We start from the raw sequence: 25345 nt of genomic DNA on the forward strand, positions 1-25345 counted from the left end.
CTTGTTTATCTGTGAAAAGCGTGGGGACTAGCGCAACTGGCTGTCTTTACTGCCACGGCGATTATACAGCGATGCCGCCTGCTGGTTGTCGCGCTGCTGCTGACACTGTACGCAATATTGCACGCCGGGCAGGGCCAGTCGGCGGGCTTCGGGGATTGGCTCACCGCAATGTTCACAATATTCCGCGCTCACACCGTGATGGATGGCCCGTCGCGCGCGCGATACGGCATCATCAATGGTGGAATCGATCTGTTCCTGAACGGCATCGTCACGTGCCCATCCACTTGCCATACTGACCTCCAGATGCAAAAGAGCAGATGGAAAACGCCATCTGCTCTGTAATCGCTCTTTCAAGCCGCGCTAAACGCGGCGACCGACATTATTCGATATTGGATTCGATGAACCACAGGAATTTATCCAGATCGCGGGATGCCGCGGTAAAGATATCTGCAGTGTCTTCATCTTCTACTTCAGAGATTGCCTTGCGGGTATCATTTGCAACAACGGCATAACGTTCTGCCAGCGCTTTAAGATGATCCTGCACGCTGTGGATATTGAGCGGGTAACTTTTCAGCGGTGTTCTGTCGTTAACAATCTGGGTGGTGCCCAGTGCCACGCCACCTAACTGCACAACACGTTCTGCAATCGTATCCTGATGGTCGGTAATCGCGGTACGGAAACCGTCGAGCATCTCATGCACACCGATAAAGTTTGCGCCGCGCATATTCCAGTGCGCCTGCTTGGTGATCAGGGACAAATCAATGAATTCCGTAACTATGCGATTAAGCACCTCGATGGTGGCTTTTTTCTCGTCGTCGGCCACGTTGTTGCGGGTGTAAATCAGATCAGGAGATTTTGCTTTAACCAGTTTAGCGGTACTCATCATTAATATCCTCTTAATTGTGGTTGTCCTAATTAAGTACGAGAATAAGTATAGCAGCGGTTTTTAACTCTGCCGGAAAGTTACTGCCTATTAGTTGTATAGAGCAGGCCTTTCACGTCCAGGCGGTTGGATATTAAACGAATTCAGACAAATAAAATGCGAGTGATAAATATTCTCACTCAAGGTTGTTTTTATAAGGTGCTAATTTATAGGGCTTTTAAGGGTGTTATTAAACCCCAGTCAACTCGCGCGTTATTTTTAATGAATAACCCTTGCAGGATATTTCTGCCCGTTGAATCAACACGATGGTCCGCTTTTAATAATCGTCGTGTTACACGATGATTAAAATCCTTACCCCACTGCAGGGGCAAGAATTATCTGAAGTTTTATTCGCGGATCTCACTGACGGGATCTATTTTCTGCTTTGAAGAACGCATGGTTAGCGTTGAACCTGCAGAGGCCAGAATGATCGCCAGCAGGCCGAGCCACTGAACGAAATTGAGGATCTCGCCGAGGAACAGCATGCCTGACAGCGCAGCCATCGCCGGCTCGAGACTCATCAAGGTGCCAAAGGTTTTAGCAGGTAAGCGCGTTAACGCCATCATTTCCAGCGAGTAGGGCAGTGCGCTGGACAGCACCGCAATCAGTAACGCGACCGGGATCAGCGACAGGCTCCACAGCCCGGCGCTGGCAAACGCCAGGCCAACCGGCACATAGATCACCGAGGCGATCAGCGATCCCATCGCCACGGTCGCCGGACCATGCTCAGACCCTGCACGCTTACCGGCCAGGATATACACGGCCCAGAAGGCGCCGGCCACCACCGCCAATAATGCCCCTTTTGGATCGACGCTTGAAATGTCCTGACCAATCGGCAGCAGGAAATACAACCCAAGTAACGCCAGCAACACCCAGACGAAATCCAGCGGTCTTCTTGAGCCGGCCAGCGCTAGCGCCAGCGGACCGGTAAACTCCAGCGCCACCGCAATGCCCAACGGCACGGTGCGCAGCGCTAAATAGAAGGTGTAGTTCATGCCGCCCAGCGCCAGGCCATACAGGAACAGCGGTAAAAACTGCTGCCGACTGAAGCGTAAACGCCAGGGTTTGAAGATAATGCAGAGGATGACGGTGCCCAGCCCCAGTCGCAAGGCGGTAATGCCGGGCGCGCCAACCACAGGGAACAGGGTTTTCGCCAGCGCCGCGCCGCCCTGAATAGAGGTCATGGCAATCAGCAGAACAACAACAGGGAGCCAGAGTGGAGATTTATCAGCAGAAGACATCCGTGAACCAACCTTATTCGTCCATCATTTTGGGAAAAAGTTCCGTTGAGTGTACTGGAAGGGGGCTAAAAACGGATCTAAAGGCGGATAAAAAAGTCCAGAAACTGTCAAAAACAGGGCCGTTTCAGTAAAGAAACGTCAGATTTTAGTAAGAATAATCTGAGTGCACATTTTTTTACATTATGATGACAAGGTGAAGGGAACTCGATAATCATAAGAGAAAAGAATGACATACGAACCATCATTAACGTCCTGTTACACCAAACATTGTGTTGGACAACAAAATCTAGGCAGAGTTTCTGGCTAAGTTTTGTTATATTTTCAGCGTTGTCAGGAGAATAAGTATTTTCACATTTGAGGTGGTTATGAAAAAAATTGCATGTCTTTCCGCACTGGCTTGTGTACTGGCCGTTTCAGCTGGTTCAGCAATGGCACAAAGCACCGTTTCTGGCGGCTACGCTCAGAGCGACTACCAGGGCGTTGCTAACAAAGCAAACGGCTTCAACCTGAAATATCGTTACGAAAACGGCAGCGATCCACTGGGTTGGATCGGCTCTTTCACCTACACCGAAAAAGATAACACTGACGCTGGCATCTATAACAAAGGCCAGTACTACGGTATCACTGGTGGTCCTGCTTACCGTCTGAACGACTGGGCAAGCATCTATGGTGTTGTAGGTATCGGCTACGGTAAATTCCAGCAGAACTCTACTACCAGCCGTGACAAATCTGATTCAAGCGACGTAGGTTTCTCCTACGGTGCTGGCATGCAGTTCAACCCAGGCATTCAGGATGTTGCCCTGGACGTTGGTTACGAGCAGAGCCGCATCCGTAATGTTGACGTTGGCACCTGGATTGCTGGCGTAGGTTACAGCTTCTAAGTTGTCACCCTCAAGCCCAGCCTGACTGGTGCTATAAAAAATCCGCCCTCAGTGGCGGATTTTTTTTGTCTGTCTGCAGTAACTGACGCTTTTAAGCGAATATTTGTGCTTCTATGAGCTTAGTTTACAATGTGGCACCCGCTGCCGTTATGCGCTACTTGGGTATCCGAGAATAAGAAGAGGAAGCTGAATGAGTCGTCGCGCCAAAAGTGCAGCGCCCGCGCCACTAAAAGATATCGAAGAGCATGTCGAAGGCTTCCGCCAGGTACGTGAAGCCCATCGTCGCGAGCTGATTGATGACTATGTTGAGCTGATTTCCGATTTAATCCGCCAGTATGGCGAAGCCCGTCAGGTGGATATGGCTGCCCGGCTGGGTGTGTCACAACCGACCGTGGCTAAGATGTTGAAAAGACTGGCCATTGGTGGGCTGGTTGAGCAAATTCCTTATCGTGGCGTGTTTCTGACGCCGGAAGGTGAGGCGTTAGCGGAAGAGAGCCGCAAACGGCACTATATTGTTGAAACCTTTTTACTGGCGTTAGGGATCAGTCCTGACACCGCGCGCCGTGATGCGGAAGGGCTGGAGCATCATGTCAGTGATGAAACCCTGGCTATTTTCCAGAAGTTTTACGAAAGCCGTCAATAACCCGATCCCTTCTCAGTGAGTCCTTATGGCAACGCTGCTCAGACCTTTTTTGCAAGACCGCTTTTTGCATTTGTTAGTTCTGTTGGGCCTGATACTGGCCTTTTTTGCTCCATTCTCACTGCAGCAGCTTCCCCGGGCGGTTGACTGGCCGACCATCATCACCCTGTGTGGCCTGTTGATGCTCACCAAAGGCATCGAAGCGAGTGGTTACTTCGATGTGCTGGGTCGCAGGCTGGTCAAACGCTTCCATCGCCAACGCACGTTGGCATTGTTCCTGATTGCCGCAGCCGCCTTGCTGTCGACCTTTCTGACCAACGATGTCGCCCTGTTTATTCTGGTGCCATTGACGCTGTCGCTGCGTCGCTACTCTACGTTACCCATCGCCAGGCTGATCATCTTCGAAGCGCTGGCCGTTAATGCCGGCTCGTTATTAACCCCCATCGGCAATCCGCAGAACATTCTGATGTGGCGCCACGGTGAGGCCGGATTCGCCGGTTTCGTCTGGCAGATGCTGCCGCTGGCGGCCGTGATGGTCGCCAGCCTGCTGCTGTTAACCGCACTCTGTTTTTCCGCCAGGAAAATTGAGCTGTCAGGTGAGCAGGACAGTCCGCAGTGGCAGCGCCCGTTGATGATCGCCAGTGTGATCCTGTATGGGCTGTTTATCGTCGCGCTGGAGTTGGATCAGGCCATCTGGGGTCTGGCGTTGGTATTTGCGGTGTTTATGCTGATGGCGCGGCGGATTCTACTGAATATCGACTGGAGTCTGCTGGCGGTCTTTATCGCGATGTTTATTGATGTGTTTTTACTGACGCGATTGCCCGCGCTGCAAAGCTCACTGCACCACATTACCCAGTTGTCCGCAGGAGGTCAGTATCTTCTGGCCATCGGATTGTCTCAGGCGATCAGTAATGTCCCGGCGACGATCCTGTTGCTGAGCAGCCTGCCTGCCACCACGCTGATGGCCTGGGCCGTCAACATCGGTGGCTTTGGGCTGTTACCCGGCTCGCTGGCGAATCTGATTGCCCTGCGCATGGCAAAAGACCGCAGCATCTGGTGGCATTTCCATCTCTATTCGGTGCCGATGCTGGCCTGGGCGATGGCGGTTGGTTGGGGACTGCTTTTGATATTAAATGCGGTCTGATCTGAGGAAAGTCTGAGTTCACACCGGCCGGTCGGCCATTAAATGCGTCAGGTTGCCTACTAGGGCTGTCTGGCGCTCTTTCCTGCCCTGATTTTCATCCTGTATAGTGTCGTAAAGCTGTGTTTGATTTTGTCAGTTTTCCTTCTATTGTTAAGACAGCTTGAGTGACTTCAGGCCCGGTATGGGCTTCGCTAACTGATGAGAATTATGGCTAATCAATCGAATAATGGGTCAGATGACGACCAGCGTCAGCAGGATGACAACCAGCAGCAGGACAACAACCCGCAACAGGACAATAACGAGCCACCCGAACGTAAACGCCCCGGCAAAAAACCGCTGATTATTCTGGCGGTGGTGGTGGTGATAGCGATCGTTGTGGCGCTGTTCTTCTGGTTCACCACGCGAAATATTGAAACCACAGACGATGCCTTTACGGAATCGGATGCGATCACCATCGCGCCTAAAGCGTCCGGGTATGTCACCGAACTGCGGGTCAGAGATAACCAGCGGGTGAAAAAAGGCGATTTGCTGGTGGTAATCGATCCGCGTGACAACAAAGCGCAACGCGATCAGGCACAGGCTCAACTTGGGCTGGCTGTCGCACAGCTTCACCAGGCGCAGGCTTCACTGGAGCTTTCGAAGGTGCAGTATCCGGCGCAGAAAGATCAGGCCGTCGCCCAGCAGGCGAAAGCGCAGGCCAATTACATGAACGCGCAGGAAGATTACCGGCGTCAGCGCGGTGTCGATCCCCGTGCCACCTCGCAGCGTAATATCGATGCCGCCAATTCGCAGTTAAGAAGTGCGGCGGCTGAACTCGAAAGCGCCAAAGCGCAGGTCGAAGTCGCTTCGCAGATTAAACTGCAGATCCGTCAACAGGAAACCAATGTTGAGGCGCGTCAGCAGCAGGTCGAGCAGGCCCAGGCCCAGCTGAATACCGCCAATCTCAATCTCTCCTATACCGAAGTGCGTGCGCCATATGATGGCTTCGTCACCAAACGTAATGTGCAGGTGGGGACGCTGGTACAGGCGGGCACCGCGCTGTTCTCGCTGGTGTCACCGGATGTGTGGGTCACCGCTAACTTCAAAGAGTCGCAGCTGGAACGCATGAAGCCGGGCGACAAAGTCGATATCACCGTGGATGCCTGGCCGGATATGAAGCTGGAAGGGCACGTCGACAGTATCCAGATGGGATCGGGCTCGCGCTTCTCCACCTTCCCATCCGAGAATGCCACCGGCAACTACGTGAAGATTGTGCAGCGCGTGCCGGTCAAAATCGTGATTGATAAAGGTCTGGATCCGAACAAGCCGCTGCCGCTGGGCCTGTCGGTTGAACCGAAGGTGACGGTGGAATGAGTCACAGCGAAAGCTGGAAGCCGGCCAGCAATCCCTGGCTGGTCGCCATGACGGTGACGCTGGCGGTGTTTATGGAAATCCTCGACACCACCATCGTCAACGTGGCGCTGCCGCACGTGGCCGGGTCGCTCTCTTCCAGTTACGATGAATCCACCTGGGTTCTGACCTCTTACTTGGTGGCCAACGGCATCGTGTTGCCGATTTCGGCCTTCCTCAGCCGCATGTTTGGCCGCAAGCAGTTCTTCCTGATCTGCATCGTGATGTTCACCATCTGCTCCTTCCTGTGCGGCATTGCCACCGAACTGTGGCAAATCATCCTGTTCAGGGTGTTGCAGGGCTTCTTCGGCGGCGGTTTACAGCCGGTACAGCAGTCGGTGCTGTTGGATTACTTCAAACCGGAAGATCGCGGCAAAGCGTTTGGCCTCTCGTCGATCGCGATCATTGTGGCTCCGGTGTTGGGTCCGACGCTCGGCGGCTGGATCACCGATAACTACAGCTGGCGCTGGGTATTCTTTATCAATATCCCGGTGGGGATTTTCAGCGTGATGGCGATCTATCAGCTGCTGGAAGATCCGCCGTGGGAACGCAAATGGGCGAAAGGTAAGCTCAGTATCGATTACATCGGTATCGGGCTGATTACGCTGGGCCTTGGCTGTTTGCAGGTGATGCTGGATCGCGGGGAAGATGATGACTGGTTCAGCTCGAACTTTATCATTACCTTTGCCGTGCTGACCGCTATCGGGCTGGTCGGTGCCGTTTACTGGCTGTTGTATGCCAAAAAACCGGTGGTAGATCTGCATGTCCTCAAGGACAAGAACTTTGCCGTCGCCAGCCTGCTGATGGCCGGGATGGCGGCTATTCTGTACGGCAGCTCGGTGGTGATACCGCAGCTGGCGCAGCAGGATTTAGGCTACACCGCCACCTGGTCGGGGTTAGTGCTGTCGCCCGGCGCGGTGCTGATCGTGCTGTCGATCCCGCTGGTGCTTAAGCTGATGCCGATTATTCAGACCCGGTGGATCATTGCCTTTGGCTTTACCTGCCTGTTTGTCTCCTTTGTCTATTCGGCAACGCTGACGCCCAACGTCGACTTCACCACGCTGGTGCTGATGCGCAGTGCGCAGACGATTGGGCTGGGATTCCTGTTTGTGCCGCTGACCACCATCGCCTTTGTCACGATCCCGCAACGGCTTAACGCGGACGCTTCCGCGTTGTTTACCATGTGTCGAAACGTCGCGGGCTCCATCGGCATTTCGCTGTCAACGGCGATGATTACCGAACGCGCGCAGGTGCGCAGCGCCAATATGGTGCATAACATGTCGCCGCTGAATGAACCGTTCAATCTGACCGTCGAGCGCTGGGCGCAGGGCGTCCGGGATTTCACCACGGCGGTGGGCGATCCGGTCACCATTGCCACCGGACAATTGTATAAAGAGATGATTGCTCAGGCGCGTATTCTGGCCTATGTCGACGTCTTTATGGGCCTCAGCCTTGTCGCCCTGATCCTTATTCCATTTTGTTTACTACTTTCGCCGATTAAGAGCGAGGGCAGTGCTGGAGCACACTGACATGAACGTTTATCTTCCTTTTTTGCGTTCGCGGCTTAGCGCGGTGGTGGCCACGCTGGCCCTGTCTGCCTGCTCGGTCGGGCCTGATTATCAGGCGCCGAAGCCGTCAACGCCTGCGGCCTTTAACAGCATCAAAAACGACAGCGGCTCCAATCCCCAGGCCAGCGCCACCAACGCCAACTGGTGGAAATCGTTTAACGATCCGCAACTTGACAGCCTGATCGACCGGGCCATTGCCGGCAATCTGAGCCTGCAGCAGGCGGTACTGCGTATTGCCGGTGCGCGTCAGCAGCTGAATCAGGCGCGCGGTGCGTGGTATCCCTCGGTCAATGCCAACGCCTCGGCGAAACGCGAACAGCTGGGCCTGAAGGGCGAGCTGGAGTCCAATGGCGTCTACGATCAGGCCGATAATGTTGATCCGCAGGTCAGCTCGGCGCTGAACGGCCTGACCAAGCCGGTGGCGCTCTACCAGGGCAGTTTTGATGCCTCCTGGGAGCTGGATCTGTGGGGCAAAGTCCGTCGCCAGGTCGAAATGGCCGATGCTCAGCAGCAGGAGTCGGTCGAAAGCCGCAACGATGCGCTGGTGTCGCTGGAAGCCGAAGTGGCGAGAACCTATTTGCAACTGCGTGGCGCGCAGTCCGTCAGCCAGACCTTGCAAACGCAGATCGATGTCGCTCAGCAGACGTTTGAGCTGACGCAAAGCCAGCAGCGTAATGGTCTGGCGCCGCAAATGGACGTGGAAAACGCCCGCGCGCAGTTAAATTCGCTGCGAGCCCAGCTGCCGCAATACGAGTCGCAGGTCCATCAGGCCCTGAACGGTCTGGCGGTGCTGATCGGTAAGCCGCCGGGCGCCCTCGACGCAGAGCTGATCGCCAGTAAACCTTTACCGCCGCTGCCGAAAGTGGTGCCGGTCGGTTTGCCGTCGACGCTGGCCAGAAGGCGACCTGACGTGCGTCAGGCGGAAGCGAAGCTGCATGCCGCCACCGCCAATATCGGCGTCTCGGTGGCGCAGCTGTTCCCGGATTTGTCACTGACCGGGCAGTTTGGCATGCGTAACTCGGATATCAGCTATCTGGATAACTGGAGCAGCAATTTCTACAGCTTCGGGCCATCGGTATCGATTCCGATTTTCCAGGGCGGCAGATTGATTTCCAGCGTCAAGCTGGCCCGAGCGGATCAGGCCAGTGCCGCGTTAGGTTACCGTCAGACGGTGCTGACGGCGCTTCAGGACGTGGAGAATGCGCTGGTCAGCTACCGTACCGATCAGCAGCAGGTGGAAGGGCTGGATCAAACTGTCGAGGCAATGCAGAACGCCTTCGACCTGGCCAGCGACAGCTACAAACAGGGGCTTTCAACCTTTATTGACGCGTTGGATGCGCAGCGTCAGCTGGCACAGGCCAAGCAGCAGGCCGCCCAGGCCCGCGTGCAGAGCAGCCTGGATCTGGTTGCGTTGTATAAGGCGCTCGGCGGCGGCTGGGAGCTTTATCAGAACGTGAAGATGCCGGACTATTCGGTATTCGGCCCGGCGGAGAGCGCCGACAAGCCGATTAATTAACCTTCATGTCCGAACGCTGAAGTTTACCAGCGTGTTCATGGCGAGCTGAAAGCCAGTAAACTGAACTAAAGACAGTGGAAAGGGTGGCGGTGTATTCGCCGCCCCTTTTTTTTGGCATAATGCGCGCTGGTTCACATACTCACATCGCAAACGAAAGGCAATCATGTGCTAGTTTCCAGCAACGTCACCATGCAGTTTGGCAGTAAGCCGCTGTTCGAAAACATCTCTGTCAAATTTGGCGGCGGCAACCGCTATGGCCTGATCGGTGCCAACGGTAGCGGCAAGTCCACCTTTATGAAAATCCTCGGTGGGGATTTGGTTCCTTCTGCCGGCAACGTATCGCTCGATCCCAACGAACGCATCGGTAAGCTGCGCCAGGATCAGTTCGCCTTCGAAGAGTTTTCCGTGCTGGATACGGTGATCATGGGCCACGGCGAGCTGTGGGCAGTGAAAGAAGAGCGCGACCGCATTTATGCGTTGCCAGAAATGACCGAAGAAGACGGCTATAAAGTGGCCGATCTGGAAGTCAAATATGGCGAAATGGACGGTTACACCGCAGAAGCCCGCGCTGGCGAACTGCTGTTAGGCGTGGGGATTCCGCTGGAGCAGCATTACGGCCCAATGAGCGAAGTGGCACCCGGCTGGAAGCTGCGTGTGTTGCTGGCGCAGGCCCTGTTCTCCAACCCGGAAATCCTGCTGCTCGACGAACCGACGAACAACCTGGACATCGATACCATTCGCTGGCTGGAGCAGGTGCTGAACGAACGTAACAGTACCATGATCATCATTTCGCACGACCGTCACTTCCTGAACATGGTCTGCACCCATATGGCCGATCTGGACTATGGCGAGCTGCGCGTTTATCCGGGCAACTATGATGAATACATGACCGCGGCAACGCAGTCACGTGAGCGTCTGCTGTCTGAGAACGCCAAGAAGAAAGCGCAGATCAACGAACTGCAGTCTTTCGTCAGCCGCTTCAGCGCCAACGCCTCGAAGTCCCGTCAGGCGACCTCCCGTGCCAAGCAGATCGACAAGATCAAACTGGATGAAGTGAAAGCCTCCAGCCGTCAGAACCCGTTCATTCGTTTTGATCAGGACAAGAAGCTGTTCCGTAATGCGTTGCAGCTTGAGTCACTGACCAAGGGATTCGATCAGGGTCCGCTGTTCAAGAACGTTAACCTGCTGCTGGAAGTCGGCGAGAAGCTGGCCATTCTGGGCCCGAACGGTATCGGTAAAACCACGCTGCTGAAAACGCTGGTCGGTGAATTGCAGCCGGATAACGGTGAAGTGAAATGGTCTGAGAATGCCCGTATCGGCTATTACGCACAGGATCATGCTCACGACTTCGCCAACGATCTGAACGTGTTCGACTGGATGAGCCAGTGGAAGCAGGAAAGCGATGACGAGCAGGCTGTGCGTGGCATCCTCGGTCGTCTGCTGTTCAGCCAGGACGACATCAAAAAGCCCGCTAAAGTGCTGTCCGGTGGTGAGAAAGGCCGCATGCTGTTTGGTAAGCTGATGATGGAAAAACCAAACGTGCTGATCATGGATGAACCGACCAACCACCTGGATATGGAATCCATCGAAGCGATCAATATGGCGCTGGAGATGTATGAAGGCACGCTGGTGTTCGTTTCCCATGACCGTGAATTCGTCAGCTCGCTGGCAACCCGCGTGATCGAAATGACGCCAGGCAAATTCAACGATTTCACCGGTAACTACGAAGACTATCTGCGCAGTCAGGGCATCAACTGATTTCGACTCAGAACTGACAGAACGCAACAAGGGGACCTTCGGGTCCCTTTTTTATTGGGTTGCGTGCAGTTCTCCCATCTCAACCCGGTTTTTACCGGACATTTTCGCCTGGTACAGCGCCTTATCGGCCTGACCAATCAACGCATGGCGTGAGTTTTCCGGCAGGCCACCCTGCATTACGTGGACGCCAATGCTGATGGTGACGATTTTAGCCGCGTGATGGCTATTCTGATGGGGGATGGCCATGGCCGCCACCGATTCAAGGGCTGAGCGGGCAAAGCGCAGGGCGCCTTCACCCTCGCAGTCTGGCAGGATCACCGCAAACTCTTCGCCGCCGTAACGGGCGATCATATCGTCCGACCGGTGTGACACCTGCAGTAGCGCATCACCGACGCGTTTCAGGCAGTCATCGCCGGACAGGTGCCCATAGGTGTCGTTGAAGTTCTTAAAGGAGTCGACATCAATCATCAGCAGCGCCAGCGGTTTTCGCAGCTTATTGGCGCGTTCCATCGCCCGATCCAGATAGAGGTCAAACTGTCTGCGGTTTGCTAACCCGGTCAGGCTGTCTACCAGTGCCAGCGTTTGCAGCGTGCGGTTCATGCTGGTGAGCTGTTCACGCACCTGAGCCAGTTCGGCCTGATCGCGGATATTCTGGCTAAGATTGCGCAGCAGGAAATAGCCCAGCACAAAAATCGCCAGCAGCAGCAGACAGCAGAGGATCAGATAGATCAGCAGATCGGTAAACCAGGCATGAACCAGCTGCTTACGATCGTAACCGACGGTCACCACCAGCGGATAACGTTTGAGGCTGGCATAGCCAAACACCCGTTCCACGCCGTCTAATGCCGACTTATAGGTTGCGGTCCCATTCGGCGAGGTTTTAAGCAGATCGGTAAATAACGGGCTATTGGCAATATTGCGGTTGATGGTGCTGTCAGGGAAGGGACGGGCGTAAAGGATAGTGCCGTTATTGACGATCAGCGCAATTAACCCTCGCTCGCCAAGATTGTAATAGCCAAATATCTGCCGGAAATAGTCGATGCGCAGGGTCGCCAACAGCACGCCACGGAAGGAGCCATCGCTATTATTCAGCCGCATGGAAACCGGAATAATCAATGCGCCGGTAGTGCGGCTACGGATCACCTCACTGATATGCACACCGGGATCGGTATGCTGCTGATGATAGCGAAAGTATTCACGATCCTGATTGTTGCTGTGCTGCTTTAGCGCGCCTTCTGACGTCACCACCCAGTTGCCCTGACTGTCATACACAAACAGCCCGTGCAGCTGTGGCAGTGACGCCTTGCGATCGGTAATCAGCGAACGCAGGTATTCCTGCCGCTCTTTATCCAGACCCACCAGGGTAATGCGATCGCGCAGATCCTGTAAGGTCAGTTCGACCTGCAAAAAGGAGTCTTCCGCCTGTCGGGAAACGGATTGCGACAGGTTGCGCGCATCGTTTTGCGTCTCGTCGACCATCCGTTCCCAGGTGTTGAACACCACCCAGGCCGTGACCATCACCACTGCACCACCAATCACCAGCAGAAAGACAATCAGCATCTTTCTCAGGTTGAGCAGGTTGACGTCTGGCTGTGGACGGGGCTCCGCGGTCATAAACAAAACGCTCCTTTAGTACCGGCATTAACTCGCCTAACTATAGTGGCTGCGGGTAAAGGGCGTTGTTTTAACTGTGGAAAAAGAGCAGAAGTGGGCGCTTAGTAGCAAAAACGCCCAACAAGCAGAGGAAAATATCAGTGACCGCAGACCTCACAGGCCGGATCTTTCGCCACCTTCATTTCGCGGAATTGCAGCGTCATCGCGTCATACATCAGCAGTTTTCCCGGCACCGGGTTGCCAAAGTCGCTCAGCACGCGAATCGCTTCCATTGCCTGCAGCGAGCCAATCACCCCGACCAACGGCGCCATCACGCCCGCTTCGACGCAGCTGAGCGTGGCATCGCCAAACAGGCGGCTGATGCAGCGATAGCAGGGTTCATCCTGCTGCCAGCGAAAGACGGCGATTTGCCCTTCCATACGGATGGCCGCGCCCGACACCAGCGGCGTTTTGCTGGCGTAACATAGCCGGTTCAGCTGTTCACGGGTGGCCACATTATCGCTACAGTCCAGCACCACATCCTGCTGGCCAATCAGCTCAGCCAGTTGCGCATCATCCAGCTGCTGGTTGATGGCGTCGAGGCGGATATGCGGGTTGATCTGGCTTAACTGCTGGCGGGCAGAATCGACTTTCGCCTGGCCAATCGCACTGTCGCGATGCAAAATTTGCCGCTGCAGATTGGAGAGCGAAACCGTGTCGAAATCGAGCAGCGTAAGCTGGCCCACGCCAGCGGAAGCGAGGTAGGGCGCGGCGGCACATCCCAGCCCGCCCAGTCCGACAATCAGCGCTTTAGCGGCTTTCAGCTTCTCCTGGCCGTCAAAGTCAAAGCCGCGCAGCACAATCTGGCGATTGTAGCGCAGGCTCTCTTCGTCGCTGAGTTCAGGCAGCATGTCAGCCCTCCAGCAGGCTGTTAAACGGCTCGATCTCGACCCATTCACCTGCTTCAACGTTGCCACGATCACGCTCCAGCACGATAAAGCAGTTGGCCTGGCTGAACGAACTGAACACATGTGAGCCCTGCGGGCCGGTGCTATGCACCTCCAGTTCGCCGTCTTCGTTGCGCTGCACGGATCCGCGCTGGAAGTCGAGGCGGCCAGGCGATTTTTTCAGCGCGGTTGCCGTTTTCACCGTCTGGCGAGGCGGCAGCGCCGGTCCCTGTTGCCCGGTCAGTTTTGCCAGCAGTGGCTGAACCAGCTGATAGAAGGTGAGGACGGCTGAAACCGGATTGCCCGGCAGACCGCAGAACCAGCTGTTGGTCAGACGGCCAAAGGCAAAGGGTTTGCCCGGCTTAATCGCCAGCTTCCAGAAGCTGATTTCGCCTAACTCTTCCAGCATGCTTTTGGTGTAATCCGCTTCGCCCACCGAGACGCCACCGCTGCTGATCACTACATCGGCCTGACTGTCGGCCTGGCGGAAAGCCTCACGCAGCGCCTGCCGATCGTCACGGATGATCCCGAGGTCAATCACTTCGCAACCCAGCTTGTCCAGCATCAACCGCACCGCAAAGCGATTGGTGTCATAAATCTGCCCTTCCGCCAGCGGCTGGCCGACAGGTTGCAGCTCATCGCCGGTGGAGAACACCGCGACCCGCAGCTTGCGCAGCACCTTCACGTCCGCCACACCGAGAGACGCCAGCAGCGGCAGTTCGGCGGCACCTAAGCGGATACCCTGTTCCAGCACCGTTGCGCCTTGCAGGATGTCATCGCCCGCCAGGCGGATATTTTGCCCTTCGGTGACGTCGGCCAGAATGCGGATCGCATCGCCATCCTCGCCGGTCTGTTCCTGCATCACTACGGCTTCAGTGCCGGGCGGCACCGGCGCACCGGTCATAATGCGCAGGCAGGTGCCCGCGGGCCATTCACCTTTGAACGGGGCGCCGGCAAAGGCTTTTCCGGCAATTTTCAGCGGCTGTCTGGCAAGGTCTGCCATTCTTAAGGCGTACCCATCCATTGCCGAGTTCGCAAACGGCGGCACGTCAATCGGCGAGGTCACCGCACAGGCGGTGATGCGTCCGACGGCCGCGGACAGCGGCAGGGTTTCCGTCTCTGTCAGCGGGGTAATCGCCGCCAGCATTTTCGCCAGCGCATCGTCCAGCGAGATCAATCCCGCAGTAAAGGCTTCCATAATGTCTCCAGCGTGCCCGAAGCGTCGGGCCGTCATCCAGTCAGTTGCCATTATTATGGCGTGAATTCGCGGTCTGGTCACGCCTGCACCGAAGGCGGTTATGACATAGAACCTTTCGTTATTATCAGCCAGCGAACATTCTGCTTTACATCACTTTACAGCCTGCCTATAGTCGAAAACGACGCAGACCTTAACAATTTCATTCTAACTCAGTGTTTTTCATGCTGATTTAGCACCCAGGGTAATCGGATTATGGCCAGAGCAGTCATCGCGATCCCCGGCGGTGCGGGCGCAATTGCCCGCGCCAGCATGAGCGCAGAGAAAGAACAGCACTATATTCAGGCCCTGTCGGGGATTGTTGCCAGCGGACAGGCGGTGCTGGCGGCGGGTGGCAGCGCGCTAGATGCCGTAACCGAAGCGGTGCGCTTGCTGGAAGAGTGCCCGCTGTTTAACGCCGGTAAGGGCGCCGTCTTCACCCATCAGGGCACCCACGAGCTGGATGCCTGCGTGATGGATGGCCGCTCGCTGGACGCCGGTGCGGTTGCCGGGGTGAATACCCTGCGTAATCCGGTACTGGCCGCCCGTGCCGTGCTGGAAAACAGCCCGCACGTGATGTTTATCGGTGAAGGCGCAGAGAAATTTGCCGCAGAGCACGGGCTGGAACAGGTTCCGCCTGACTTCTTCTCCACGCCTGAGCGCTGGGAACAGCTTCAGCGCGCGCTGCATTCCGATCATGCCGTGCTCGATCATGATGGCGCGGCGCAAAGCTCTGACGATCCTCTCGATCCGGATCGCAAGTTCGGCACGGTGGGCGCGGTGGCGCTGGATTTATCCGGTAATCTTGCCGCGGCGACCTCCACCGGCGGCATGACCAACAAACAGGCCGGACGCGTGGGCGACTCGCCGATTGTTGGCGCGGGTTGCTATGCCAACAACGCTAACGTTGCGGTCTCCTGTACCGGCACCGGCGAAGTCTTTATGCGCACGCTGGCGGCTTACGACATCGCCGCGCTGATGGAGTACGGCGGCTTGTCGTTAAAAGAAGCTAGCGATCGCGTGGTGATGGAAAAAATCCGGGTGCTGGGCGGCAGCGGCGGCGTGATCGCCGTTGACCGCGAGGGCAATGTCGCCCTGCCATTCAACAGTGAAGGCATGTATCGCGGCTACGGCTATGTGGGTGATGCGCCTAATGTCGGTATTTACCGCGAAGAATAAGGAAGCAGGATGCCGGTGATCACGGACCTGCCTGCCGGGCAGGTATTATCAGTCAGAAACCTCAGCGTCAGCTTCCGTCAGGAAGAGGGCGTGGTGCAGGCGGTGAAAAACCTGTCGCTGGATGTGCAGCGCGGTGAGACGCTGGCGATTGTTGGCGAATCAGGTTCCGGGAAATCGGTCACCTCGCTGGCCTTAATGCGGCTGGTGGAGCAGGGCGGTGGCAGCATCGACAGCGGCGAAATGTGGCTGCGCAGGCGCAACGATCGCATCGTCGATCTGGCCAGCGCGCGCCAATCCCAGCTGCGCACCATTCGCGGTGCGGATATGGCGATGATTTTCCAGGAGCCGATGACCTCGCTAAACCCGGTGTTCCCGGTGGGCGAGCAAATTGCCGAGTCGATTCGCCTGCATCAGGGGAAAAGCCACCGCGAGGCGCTGCAGGAAGCCGAGAGAATGCTGGATCTGGTGCGCATCCCGGAAGCGAAAAACGTCCTCACCCGCTTTCCTCATCAACTCTCCGGCGGGATGCGGCAGCGGGTGATGATCGCGATGGCGCTCTCCTGTCGTCCGGCGTTGCTGATTGCCGATGAGCCGACCACCGCGCTGGATGTGACCATTCAGGCGCAGATATTACAGCTGATCCGCGTGCTGCAAAAAGAGATGCAGATGGGGGTGATTTTTATCACTCACGACATGGGCGTGGTGGCCGAAATGGCCGATCGCGTGCAGGTGATGTACCGCGGCGATGTGGTGGAAACCGGCACCGTGGACGAGATTTTCAGCTCGCCACAGCAGCCCTACACCAAGGCGTTGCTGGCCGCCGTGCCGAAACTCGGCTCCATGACTGGCCAGGCGTATCCGGCCAAATTCCCGCTGATTTCACTGGAGAGCCGCGACGAAATCGTGGTGCCTCAGGATACCGTTTCATCCGATGCGGAGCCGGTGTTGCAGGTTCGCGACCTGGTGACGCGCTTCGATGTCCGTGGCGGCATTTTTAATCGCGTCATCCGCCGGGTTCATGCGGTGGAGAAGGTCAGTTTTGACCTGCGGCCCGGTGAAACACTGGCGCTGGTGGGCGAATCCGGCTGTGGGAAATCCACCACCGGTCGCTCATTGTTGCGGCTGGTGGAAAGCCAGGGCGGCACCATTACCTTTGATGGCCAGCGCATCGACACCCTTTCCGGTTCGGCGCTTTCGCATCTGCGGCGGGATATTCAGTTTATTTTTCAGGATCCCTACGCATCGCTCGATCCCCGGCTGACGGTCGGCTTTTCGATAATGGAACCGCTGCTGGTGCACAAGCTGGCAAAAGGGCAGGCGGCAGAAGATCGGGTGGCATGGCTGCTGGAGCGCGTCGGTCTGTTACCTGAACATGCGCGGCGTTATCCGCATGAGTTCTCCGGCGGCCAGCGTCAGCGAATTTGCATCGCCCGCGCGCTGGCGCTGAATCCTAAAGTGGTGATTGCCGATGAGTCGGTCTCCGCGCTGGACGTGTCGATTCAGGCGCAAATCGTCAACCTGATGCTGGATTTGCAGCGTGAATTCGGCATCGCGTTCCTGTTTATTTCCCACGATATGGCGGTCGTCGAGCGCATCAGCCATCGCGTGGCGGTAATGTACCTCGGGCAGATTGTTGAAATTGGCCCACGTCAGTCCGTATTTGAAAATCCCCAGCATCCCTACACGCGCAAGCTGATGTCAGCGGTGCCGGTGGCCGATCCCCGACATCGCCGTCGTGAACGAGCGCTGCTGGTGGACGAAATTCCCAGCCCGATCCGTGCCCTTGGGGACGAACCGGTCGTGGCACCGCTGATTGAGGTGAGTGCCGGACACTATGTTGCCCGTCATGCGATTGGCGGTGCCTGATATTGCTGCACAACAACAACAAGGACTTCAGGAGATGAACGCACAATGATGATTCATAGCAAACGTAAGTTACTGTTAACCGCAGGTTTATTGAGCAGCTTTGCCGCTGTGCCTGCCTGGGCGGCGAAAGATGCGGTGATCGCGGTGGGTTCCAACTTCACGACATTGGATCCCTACGACGCAAACGATACCTTGTCGCAGGCGGTGGCCAAATCCTTCTATCAGGGCCTGTTTGGCTTCGATAAGGACATGAAGCTGGTCAACGTGCTGGCTGAAAGCTCCGATGCCAGCAAAGATGGCCTGACCTACACCATCAAACTGCGTAGCGGCATCAAATTCCAGGATGGCAGCGACTTCAATGCCGAAGCGGTGAAGGTCAACCTCGATCGCGCCAGCAATCCTGATAATCACCTGAAGCGCTACAACCTGTTCAAATCCATTGCGACCACCGAGGTTATCGATCCGCTGACGGTGAAAATCACCCTGAAGCAGCCGTTCTCGGCCTTTATCAACACGCTGGCCAGTCCGGCTGCCGCGATGATTTCGCCAACGGCACTGAAGAAATACGGTAAGGAGATTGGCTTCCACCCGGTCGGTACCGGCCCGTATGAGCTGGATACCTGGAACCAGACCGATTTCGTGAAGGTGAAGAAATTTGCCGGCTACTGGAAGAAAGGCTATCCGAAGCTGGATACCATTACCTGGCGTCCGGTGGTGGATAACAACACCCGTGCGGCGATGCTGCAAACCGGTGAAGCCAACTTTGCCTTCCCAATCCCTTACGAGCAGGCAAAGCTGCTGGAGAAAAACAGCAAGCTGGATCTGGTGACCTCGCCATCCATCATGCAGCGTTACATCAGCTTTAACGTCACCCAGAAGCCGTTCGATAATCCGAAGGTGCGTGAGGCGATCAACTACGCCATTAACCGTCAGGCGCTGGTGAAAGTGGCGTTTGCCGGTTATGCCACGCCAGCAACGGGTATCGTGCCGCCAGCGATCCAGTTCGCCCAGACCTATCCGGCCCCCGAATATAACCCGGCTAAGGCGCGTGAGCTGCTGAAGGAAGCGGGCTTCCCGAACGGCTTCACCACCACCTTATGGTCATCCCATAACCACAGCACCGCGCAGAAAGTGCTGCAGTTCACTCAGCAGCAGCTGGCTCAGGTGGGTATTAAAGCCACCCTGACCGCGATGGATGCGGGACAGCGTGCGGCAGAAGTGGAAGACAAAGGGCAGAAAGAGAGCGGTGTGCGGATGTTTTACACCGGCTGGTCGGCTTCCACCGGTGAGGCTAACTGGGCACTGACGCCGCTGTTTGCCACCCAGTCCTGGCCGCCAACCATCTTCAACACCGCGTTTTACAGTAATGCCAAGGTTGACAGCGATCTGGCCGATGCACTGAAAACCACCGACGGCGAGAAGAAAGCCGCGCTGTACAAAGATGCTCAGGACATTATCTGGAAAGAGCAGCCCTGGGTACCGCTGGTGGTGGAGAAACTGGTTTCAGCCAACACCAAAAACCTGACGGGCTTCTACGTGATGCCGGACACCTCGTTCAGCTTTGACGACGCCGATCTGAAGTAAACCCCGCTCACGGTGACCGCGCCTCCCGATATGGGAGGCGTGGTTGTCTTAAGCGCAGGATGACGCATGCTCAATTATTTTATCAGACGCTTACTGGGACTGATCCCCACACTGCTGATTGTGGCGGTATTGGTGTTCCTGTTTGTACATATGCTGCCGGGCGATCCCGCCAGGCTGATTGCCGGTCCAGAAGCCGATGCAACGGTGGTGGCACTGGTTCGTCAGCAGTTAGGCCTCGATCAGCCAATGATCCAGCAGTTCTGGCACTTTATCAGCAATGCAGTGCAGGGCGATTTTGGTCAGTCGATGGTATCAAAGCGGCCGGTTTCGGCGGAGATTGCCGCGCGATTTTTACCCACCCTGTGGCTGACGTTAAGCAGCATGGTGTGGTCAGTGATTTTTGGCATGGGCATCGGCATTATCTCCGCTGTCTGGCGCAACCGCTGGCCAGATCGGCTTGGCATGACGCTGGCCGTTTCCGGAATTTCGTTCCCGGCATTTGCGCTGGGGATGCTGCTGATGCAGGTGTTCTCGGTTGAATTAGGCTGGCTGCCCACGGTGGGGGCGGACGGCTGGAAGCACTATATTTTACCGTCCATCACCCTGGGCGCCGCGGTTGCGGCAGTGATGGCGCGCTTTACCCGCGCCTCGTTTGTTGAGGTGATGCAGGAAGATTATATGCGCACCGCGCGGGCCAAAGGCGTGCGTGAGACGCTGGTGGTGGTCAAGCACGGCCTGCGGAATGCGATGATCCCGGTGGTCACCATGATGGGCCTGCAGTTTGGCTTCCTGCTAGGCGGCTCAATTGTGGTGGAAGTGGTGTTCAACTGGCCGGGACTGGGGCGTCTGCTGGTGGATTCGGTCGAGATGCGTGATTACCCGGTGGTGCAGGCCGAGGTGCTGCTGTTCTCGCTGGAATTTATTCTCATTAACCTGGTTGTGGACATGCTTTACGCCGCCATCAACCCCGCGATTCGTTACAAATAAGGACCGGCGATGAAAAACTGGCGACGTAGCGCGGCGCTGTCCGCGATGCCAACGATTAACCAACATCGCGTGCGGACACCCTGGCGGGAATTCTGGCGGCGATTTAAAAAGCAGCCGGTGGCGATGGTGGCCGGGGTGTTTGTGCTGCTGCTGATTGTGGTGGCGGTGATTGCGCCGTGGATTGTGCCATTCGATGCAGAGAACTATTTTGACTACGATCGGCTGACCGAAGGCCCGTCGATGATGCACTGGTTTGGCGTGGATTCGCTCGGTCGCGATATCTTCAGCCGGGTGCTGACCGGCACTCGCTTGTCGCTGATTTCCGGCTTCTTCTCAGTGGCGATCGGCGCGGCAATTGGCACCTTGCTGGGGCTGCTGGCCGGCTACTACGAAGGCTGGTGGGATCGGATCATAATGCGCATCAGCGATGTGCTGTTCGCCTTTCCGGGGATCCTGCTGGCGCTGGCCGTGGTGGCGATTTTAGGCACGGGTATGTCCAACGTGATTGTGGCGGTGGCGATCTTCAGTATCCCGGCGTTTGCCCGTCTGGTGCGCGGCAACACGCTGGTGCTGAAGCATATGACGTTTATCGAGTCGGCCCGCAGCATTGGTGCCTCCGATTTCACCATCATCATGCGGCACATTCTGCCGGGAACGATTTCATCGATCGTGGTCTATTTCACCATGCGTATTGGCACCTCGATAATCACCGCAGCCAGCCTGTCGTTCCTCGGATTGGGCGCACAGCCGCCGACGCCGGAATGGGGGGCGATGCTCAATGAAGCCCGCGCCGATATGGTGATGGCCCCGCACGTGGCGATTTTCCCCAGCCTGGCGATCTTCCTGACGGTGCTGGCGTTCAACCTGCTGGGGGATGGCCTGCGCGATGCGCTGGATCCTAAACTGAAGACCTGATGTCGCTGAGTGCGTGCCCTGTCGGCGCGCGCTGCAGATTTCTGTGCCATGCTTGCTTCTTTCTTAGTGGGGTGGCAATGAAAGAATTCGACTATCAGCAGGATTTCAAAACAATCGACTTTCGTAAGCATCCCGAGTTGTATCAGGTGGGGCGCGGGGAACAGGGCGTGTTAATGGTTGAGCCCTATAAAAGTGAAATCCTACCGCACTGGCGGTTTAAAACACCGGATATTGCGCAGGTCTCAGCCACGGCGATCATGGCGCTTTTTGAGCAGTACCGGAAAAATGATGAGTTTGTCGGCATGGATATGGCCCGCAAATTTATTCAGATGGGCTATACCCGCGCCAGGCGCTATGCCAACCATAAGGGCGGGAAGAAATACGATGAGAAGCGCGAGCTGTTGCCCTTCGAGCTGAACGAAGAAAAGGCGGCCTCAGCGGCGATTTTCAAAGGGTATTGGGACCAGATCCGCGCCGATAAAGACTATCTTCAGCGCAAAAAACAGCATCAAAAAGAGTACGGCTAACGCGGAAAGTGAAAAGGGCCAGCAGATTCCGGCCGGCCCTTTTGGCAGGTATTAAATCTTGGACGCCCACAGGTCGTATTCGTCGGCGTTATCCACCTTCACCCGCACCACATCGCCTGGCTTCAGGGATTTCTCGCCGTTGAGATAGACGGCACCGTCAATCTCAGGTGCATCAGCCATACTGCGGCCAATCGCCCCTTCTTCATCCACTTCATCGATGATCACCAGAATTTCACGACCGACTTTTTCCTGCAGACGTTCGGCGGAGATCGCCTGCTGCAGCTGCATAAAGCGATCGTAACGTTCTTCCTTCACCGACTCCGGTACCGGATCCGGCAGCTGATTGGCGGTCGCGCCTTCAACCGGGCTGTATTTGAAGCAGCCGACGCGATCCAGACGCGCTTCCTTCAGGAAGTCGATCAGCATCTGGAAGTCTTCTTCCGTTTCGCCAGGGAAACCGACGATAAAGGTCGAACGCAGCGTCAGGTCCGGGCAAATTTCGCGCCAGCGCTTAATGCGCTCCAGCGTACGTTCAACGGCACCCGGGCGCTTCATCAGCTTCAGGATGCGCGGGCTGGCGTGCTGCAGCGGGATATCCAGGTAAGGCAGCAGTTTCCCTTCCGCCATCAGTGGAATGACATCGTCCACGTGCGGGTACGGGTAAACGTAGTGCAGACGCACCCACACGCCCAGTTTAGCCAGCTGTTCGCACAGGCTGACCATGCTGGTTTTTACCGGCGATCCATTCCAGAAACCGGTACGGTGTTTCACGTCCACGCCGTAAGCCGAGGTATCCTGGGAGATCACCAGCAGCTCCTTCACGCCGGCTTCAGCCAGACGCTTGGCTTCATCCAGCACCGAGCCAATCGGACGGCTGTCCAGATCGCCACGCATGGAAGGGATGATGCAGAACGTACAACGGTGGTTACAGCCTTCAGAAATCTTCAGGTAAGCGTAATGGCGCGGCGTCAGCTTCACGCCCTGTTCCGGCACCAGGCTCAGGAACGGGTTGTGCGCTGGCTTAGGCACATAGCGGTGGACGTGCGACAGCACCTGCTCATAGCTGTGCGGTCCGGTGATTTCCAGCACCTTTGGGTGCACTTCACGGATTTGGTTCTCTTTCGCGCCCAGGCAGCCGGTGACGATCACCTTACCGTTTTCATTCAGCGCTTCGCCGATCGCTTCCAGCGATTCTTGTACAGCGCTGTCGATGAATCCGCAGGTGTTGACGATGACGATTTCGGCATCGTCATAACGTGGAACCACTTCATAGCCTTCGGTGCGCAGCTCGGTGAGGATGCGTTCAGAGTCGACCAGATTTTTCGGGCAGCCGAGAGAAACAAATCCGACACGCGGCGCCATAGTTGTATTTTGCGACATTACTCATATCCTGTTTTGCACAGCAATTTTGCGCGGGATTCTACCCATCTCTACGCAGAATTTATACAGCAATATGAAGTGTAGGGGGATTCTTCTGACCGACGGGCATTCCCGGCCGGATTGAGGGAGATCAAAACAAGCGGGATTAGGGGCGGCATTTGTTTGATTTGCTGGGATTTTGACCGGTATAACAGTGGCTGCAAACAGTATTGTTGAGGCTGTTGGCGTTATCAATGGACAGTGACAAGTTATGGTAGACAGCATTGAACAGCGGGTTTATGAGCATGTGCGGCCCTATGCTGGCTCGTACCTGTTCAATCTTAAGAAGGTGAAATTATCGCCTGAGACTGACCTTGATACCGACCTGAGCATTGATGAGCTTGAAATTGAAGATTTGATGAATGAGTTTTTCGAAAAGTTTAATGTTCAGTGAGGAAAATTCAGGATTGAGACCTATTTCCCTGATATGCCTTTTACATGGAATGTCTTTAAAAAGAGTGCAACTTTTCCCGTCCCTGATTTCACTGTCGGGATGATGATTGAATCCGCAAAAGCCGGGAAATAGTTGTATGACTAGCCACAAGCAAGGAGCTCAAAATGGCCGTACCTGTACACTTATTTTTGACCGATGATGGCGGCGCTATAATCCGGGGTTCTTCCGAGGTGAAACACCGTGAAGGAAGTGTGGAACTGAGGAGTTTGCATCACAATATCACCCTCCCAACCGACCCTATGACAGGGAAGGTTACGGGGACTCGCCAACATTCACCTTTCCAGTTCACCAAGGAGCTTGATAGCTCCTCTCCCTTCAAAGCTGCGGCAACAGGGCAGACACTAAAATCGGCTGAATTTCGTTTCTATCACATCAACTATGCCGGCCAGGAAGTGGTGTATTACGTAATCACACTGGAAAAAGTGAAAGTGATTTCTGTTAGTCCTGCTATGCACGACACGCGAGGTTGCCCGGGAACAGGTCACATGGAAGAAGTTTCATTGAACTACGAGAAGATCACTCACCTGTACAAAGACGGCAATCTGTTAGCCCATGACGCTTGGAACGAGCGTACAACGGCAACGGCTTGAAACAAAGGGAAAGGGGGCTATTGCCCCTTTTTCATCCGAGAGTAGCGAGTCTAAAAAGCCATTGTTGTAGGGCAATTAAGGTTTACTTGACCCCAAGAATCATATGGAAGCCTGTCATTTACCAACCTGATTGTAAAAAAACAAATCTTAAGTCTGCAAAAAAGGGATATTAGTATGGATACAGTTGAGGAACTTAATGGAACATATTTCTATGCAGGGCGATCTAACGTTAACGCCTCTGAGTTGTTTTTTATGGTATTCGTGATGAATACTGCGAAACACTTCGGGATAGTAGATGTCGCTGCTGTAGTTGCTTTATATAGCGGTATTAATGATCAGACAACGCGAGCTAAACCTATAAACGCCGTCCCCGGTACCTCACGAGTGTCTAAAAGCGTCAGAGGACTTCTCAAAAATACGATGTTCCCATTTGGGATCAAAATGCCAACATGGATAGGAGGTTATACGCCATGGACTGTGAAACTAAAGATGGTTAGAAAAGTAAGCACGTTCGTAGGGCGAACCATACCCCTCATCGGTGAGGTTATTCTGATTGCAGATGTATCAAGGATCACTTACTGCTCTTTACGCGATTATAACTTCATAGCACGAGGTGACGACAAGTTATGGTAGACAGCATTGAACAGCGGGTTATCGAATTCGTGACCCGCCGGAGTGGCGTGTATATGTTCAGGAAGAAGAAATACGACACCTACACCGCGTCCTCAAGCATTCATTTTGACGTGAAGTTAGATCAGGATGATGTTGAAGAATTGATCGATGACTTCTCGGAAGAATTCAATGTGGATATGTCCAGCTTCCATATTGAAACCTATTATCCTGACGTTCATTTTTCCTGGAATCCCTTTAAGAAATCCGAACCGGTGGATATTCCCGATTTCACGGTCGGAATGTTGATCGATTCAGCAAAAGCCGGAAAATGGTTGTATGACTAGCTTAAATTAGCGCAGAACGCGCGGCTTAGGTTAAT

General features: G+C 55.4%; 23 protein-coding genes and 1 pseudogene. 17 read left to right on the top strand and 7 right to left on the bottom strand.

Features of this window, described 5'->3' with window-relative positions; translation table 11 throughout:
* Nucleotides 1-27: 27 nt before the first annotated feature.
* The 3 genes from E2F51_RS14475 to rhtA form a co-directional block, all read right to left on the bottom strand.
* Nucleotides 28-291, bottom strand: a complete 264-nt coding sequence (locus E2F51_RS14475) for a DksA/TraR family C4-type zinc finger protein (RefSeq protein WP_013201457.1) — start codon at nt 289-291, stop codon at nt 28-30.
* Nucleotides 292-379: 88 nt separating this feature from the next.
* Entirely contained in the window at nt 380-883 is a 504-nt protein-coding gene (gene dps, locus E2F51_RS14480; protein WP_013201458.1) for a DNA starvation/stationary phase protection protein Dps, read from the bottom strand.
* A 386-nt stretch (nt 884-1269) separates the two neighbouring features.
* A complete protein-coding gene (gene rhtA / locus E2F51_RS14485) occupies nt 1270-2163 on the bottom strand; it encodes a threonine/homoserine exporter RhtA (protein WP_013201459.1) in 894 nt (297 codons plus the stop codon).
* 365 nt (nt 2164-2528) lie between these two features.
* Between rhtA and ompX the strand changes: the two genes are divergently transcribed.
* The 7 genes from ompX to E2F51_RS14520 all read left to right on the top strand — a co-directional run bounded on the left by ompX (nt 2529) and on the right by E2F51_RS14520 (nt 11059).
* Nucleotides 2529-3044: an outer membrane protein OmpX gene (gene ompX, locus E2F51_RS14490; RefSeq protein ID WP_013201460.1), complete on the top strand. Its 516-nt coding sequence runs from the start codon at nt 2529-2531 to the stop codon at nt 3042-3044.
* A gap of 190 nt (nt 3045-3234) precedes the next feature.
* The gene (mntR, locus tag E2F51_RS14495) at nt 3235-3687 is read left to right on the top strand and encodes a manganese-binding transcriptional regulator MntR (RefSeq protein WP_013201461.1); all 453 of its coding nucleotides are present in this window, start codon (nt 3235-3237) and stop codon (nt 3685-3687) included.
* 25 nt (nt 3688-3712) lie between these two features.
* On the top strand, nt 3713-4828 hold the full coding sequence (locus E2F51_RS14500; RefSeq protein WP_013201462.1) for an SLC13 family permease: 1116 nt from the start codon (nt 3713-3715) through the stop codon (nt 4826-4828).
* Between the two features lie 198 nt (nt 4829-5026).
* Entirely contained in the window at nt 5027-6181 is a 1155-nt protein-coding gene (locus E2F51_RS14505) for an HlyD family secretion protein (RefSeq protein WP_371732132.1), read from the top strand.
* Nucleotides 6178-7746, top strand: coding sequence for a DHA2 family efflux MFS transporter permease subunit (locus E2F51_RS14510; RefSeq protein ID WP_105759398.1), 1569 nt, complete (start codon nt 6178-6180; stop codon nt 7744-7746). Before E2F51_RS14505 ends, E2F51_RS14510 begins: the two co-directional genes overlap by 4 nt.
* A 1-nt stretch (nt 7747) precedes the next feature.
* The gene (locus E2F51_RS14515; RefSeq protein ID WP_134823790.1) at nt 7748-9301 is read left to right on the top strand and encodes an efflux transporter outer membrane subunit; all 1554 of its coding nucleotides are present in this window, start codon (nt 7748-7750) and stop codon (nt 9299-9301) included.
* Between the two features lie 165 nt (nt 9302-9466).
* Complete coding sequence (locus tag E2F51_RS14520; protein ID WP_041691954.1) at nt 9467-11059, top strand: ABC-F family ATPase; 1593 nt, start codon at nt 9467-9469, stop codon at nt 11057-11059.
* A gap of 51 nt (nt 11060-11110) precedes the next feature.
* Here the strand turns inward: E2F51_RS14520 and E2F51_RS14525 are convergent, their stop codons facing one another.
* From E2F51_RS14525 to moeA, 3 genes are all read right to left on the bottom strand, one after another.
* Entirely contained in the window at nt 11111-12673 is a 1563-nt protein-coding gene (locus E2F51_RS14525; RefSeq protein ID WP_134823791.1) for a sensor domain-containing diguanylate cyclase, read from the bottom strand.
* A 137-nt stretch (nt 12674-12810) separates the two neighbouring features.
* Entirely contained in the window at nt 12811-13563 is a 753-nt protein-coding gene (moeB, locus tag E2F51_RS14530; protein WP_134823792.1) for a molybdopterin-synthase adenylyltransferase MoeB, read from the bottom strand.
* Nucleotide 13564: 1 nt separating this feature from the next.
* Nucleotides 13565-14797 (bottom strand): molybdopterin molybdotransferase MoeA, encoded by a 1233-nt coding sequence (gene moeA / locus E2F51_RS14535; RefSeq protein ID WP_134823793.1) that lies wholly within the window; start codon nt 14795-14797, stop codon nt 13565-13567.
* Nucleotides 14798-15049: 252 nt separating this feature from the next.
* On the opposite strand from moeA, the gene E2F51_RS14540 reads away from it, so the two are divergent.
* The 6 genes from E2F51_RS14540 (at nt 15050) to E2F51_RS14565 (ending at nt 21891) form a co-directional block, all read left to right on the top strand.
* Nucleotides 15050-16012 carry an isoaspartyl peptidase/L-asparaginase gene (locus E2F51_RS14540; protein ID WP_134823794.1) on the top strand — a complete coding sequence of 321 codons (963 nt, stop codon included), beginning with the start codon at nt 15050-15052 and terminating at the stop codon, nt 16010-16012.
* A gap of 9 nt (nt 16013-16021) precedes the next feature.
* Entirely contained in the window at nt 16022-17878 is a 1857-nt protein-coding gene (gene gsiA, locus E2F51_RS14545; RefSeq protein ID WP_134823795.1) for a glutathione ABC transporter ATP-binding protein GsiA, read from the top strand.
* Between the two features lie 48 nt (nt 17879-17926).
* Complete coding sequence (gene gsiB / locus E2F51_RS14550; protein ID WP_053146443.1) at nt 17927-19462, top strand: glutathione ABC transporter substrate-binding protein GsiB; 1536 nt, start codon at nt 17927-17929, stop codon at nt 19460-19462.
* A gap of 66 nt (nt 19463-19528) precedes the next feature.
* On the top strand, nt 19529-20449 hold the full coding sequence (gsiC, locus tag E2F51_RS14555) for a glutathione ABC transporter permease GsiC (protein WP_105759395.1): 921 nt from the start codon (nt 19529-19531) through the stop codon (nt 20447-20449).
* A 9-nt stretch (nt 20450-20458) separates the two neighbouring features.
* Nucleotides 20459-21364, top strand: coding sequence for a glutathione ABC transporter permease GsiD (gene gsiD, locus E2F51_RS14560; protein ID WP_053145851.1), 906 nt, complete (start codon nt 20459-20461; stop codon nt 21362-21364).
* A 77-nt stretch (nt 21365-21441) separates the two neighbouring features.
* Complete coding sequence (locus tag E2F51_RS14565; RefSeq protein ID WP_013201475.1) at nt 21442-21891, top strand: DUF4385 domain-containing protein; 450 nt, start codon at nt 21442-21444, stop codon at nt 21889-21891.
* A 51-nt stretch (nt 21892-21942) separates the two neighbouring features.
* Here the strand turns inward: E2F51_RS14565 and rimO are convergent, their stop codons facing one another.
* Nucleotides 21943-23271 (bottom strand): 30S ribosomal protein S12 methylthiotransferase RimO, encoded by a 1329-nt coding sequence (gene rimO, locus E2F51_RS14570; protein ID WP_134823796.1) that lies wholly within the window; start codon nt 23269-23271, stop codon nt 21943-21945.
* Between the two features lie 250 nt (nt 23272-23521).
* Between rimO and E2F51_RS14575 the strand changes: the two are divergent.
* The 4 genes and pseudogenes from E2F51_RS14575 to E2F51_RS14590 all read left to right on the top strand — a co-directional run bounded on the left by E2F51_RS14575 (nt 23522) and on the right by E2F51_RS14590 (nt 25310).
* Nucleotides 23522-23836: pseudogene (locus E2F51_RS14575) on the top strand (DUF1493 family protein).
* A 32-nt stretch (nt 23837-23868) separates the two neighbouring features.
* Nucleotides 23869-24354, top strand: coding sequence for a type VI secretion system tube protein Hcp (locus tag E2F51_RS14580; protein WP_134823797.1), 486 nt, complete (start codon nt 23869-23871; stop codon nt 24352-24354).
* 174 nt (nt 24355-24528) lie between these two features.
* Complete coding sequence (locus E2F51_RS14585) at nt 24529-24987, top strand: STM2901 family protein (RefSeq protein ID WP_134823798.1); 459 nt, start codon at nt 24529-24531, stop codon at nt 24985-24987.
* Nucleotides 24981-25310: a DUF1493 family protein gene (locus tag E2F51_RS14590; protein ID WP_053145847.1), complete on the top strand. Its 330-nt coding sequence runs from the start codon at nt 24981-24983 to the stop codon at nt 25308-25310. The genes E2F51_RS14585 and E2F51_RS14590 overlap by 7 nt, the downstream gene beginning before the upstream one ends.
* The last annotated feature ends 35 nt before the right edge of the window (nt 25311-25345 follow it).

This window comes from Erwinia sp. QL-Z3 (assembly GCF_004551645.1).
Classification (GTDB): Bacteria; Pseudomonadota; Gammaproteobacteria; order Enterobacterales; family Enterobacteriaceae; genus Erwinia; species Erwinia billingiae.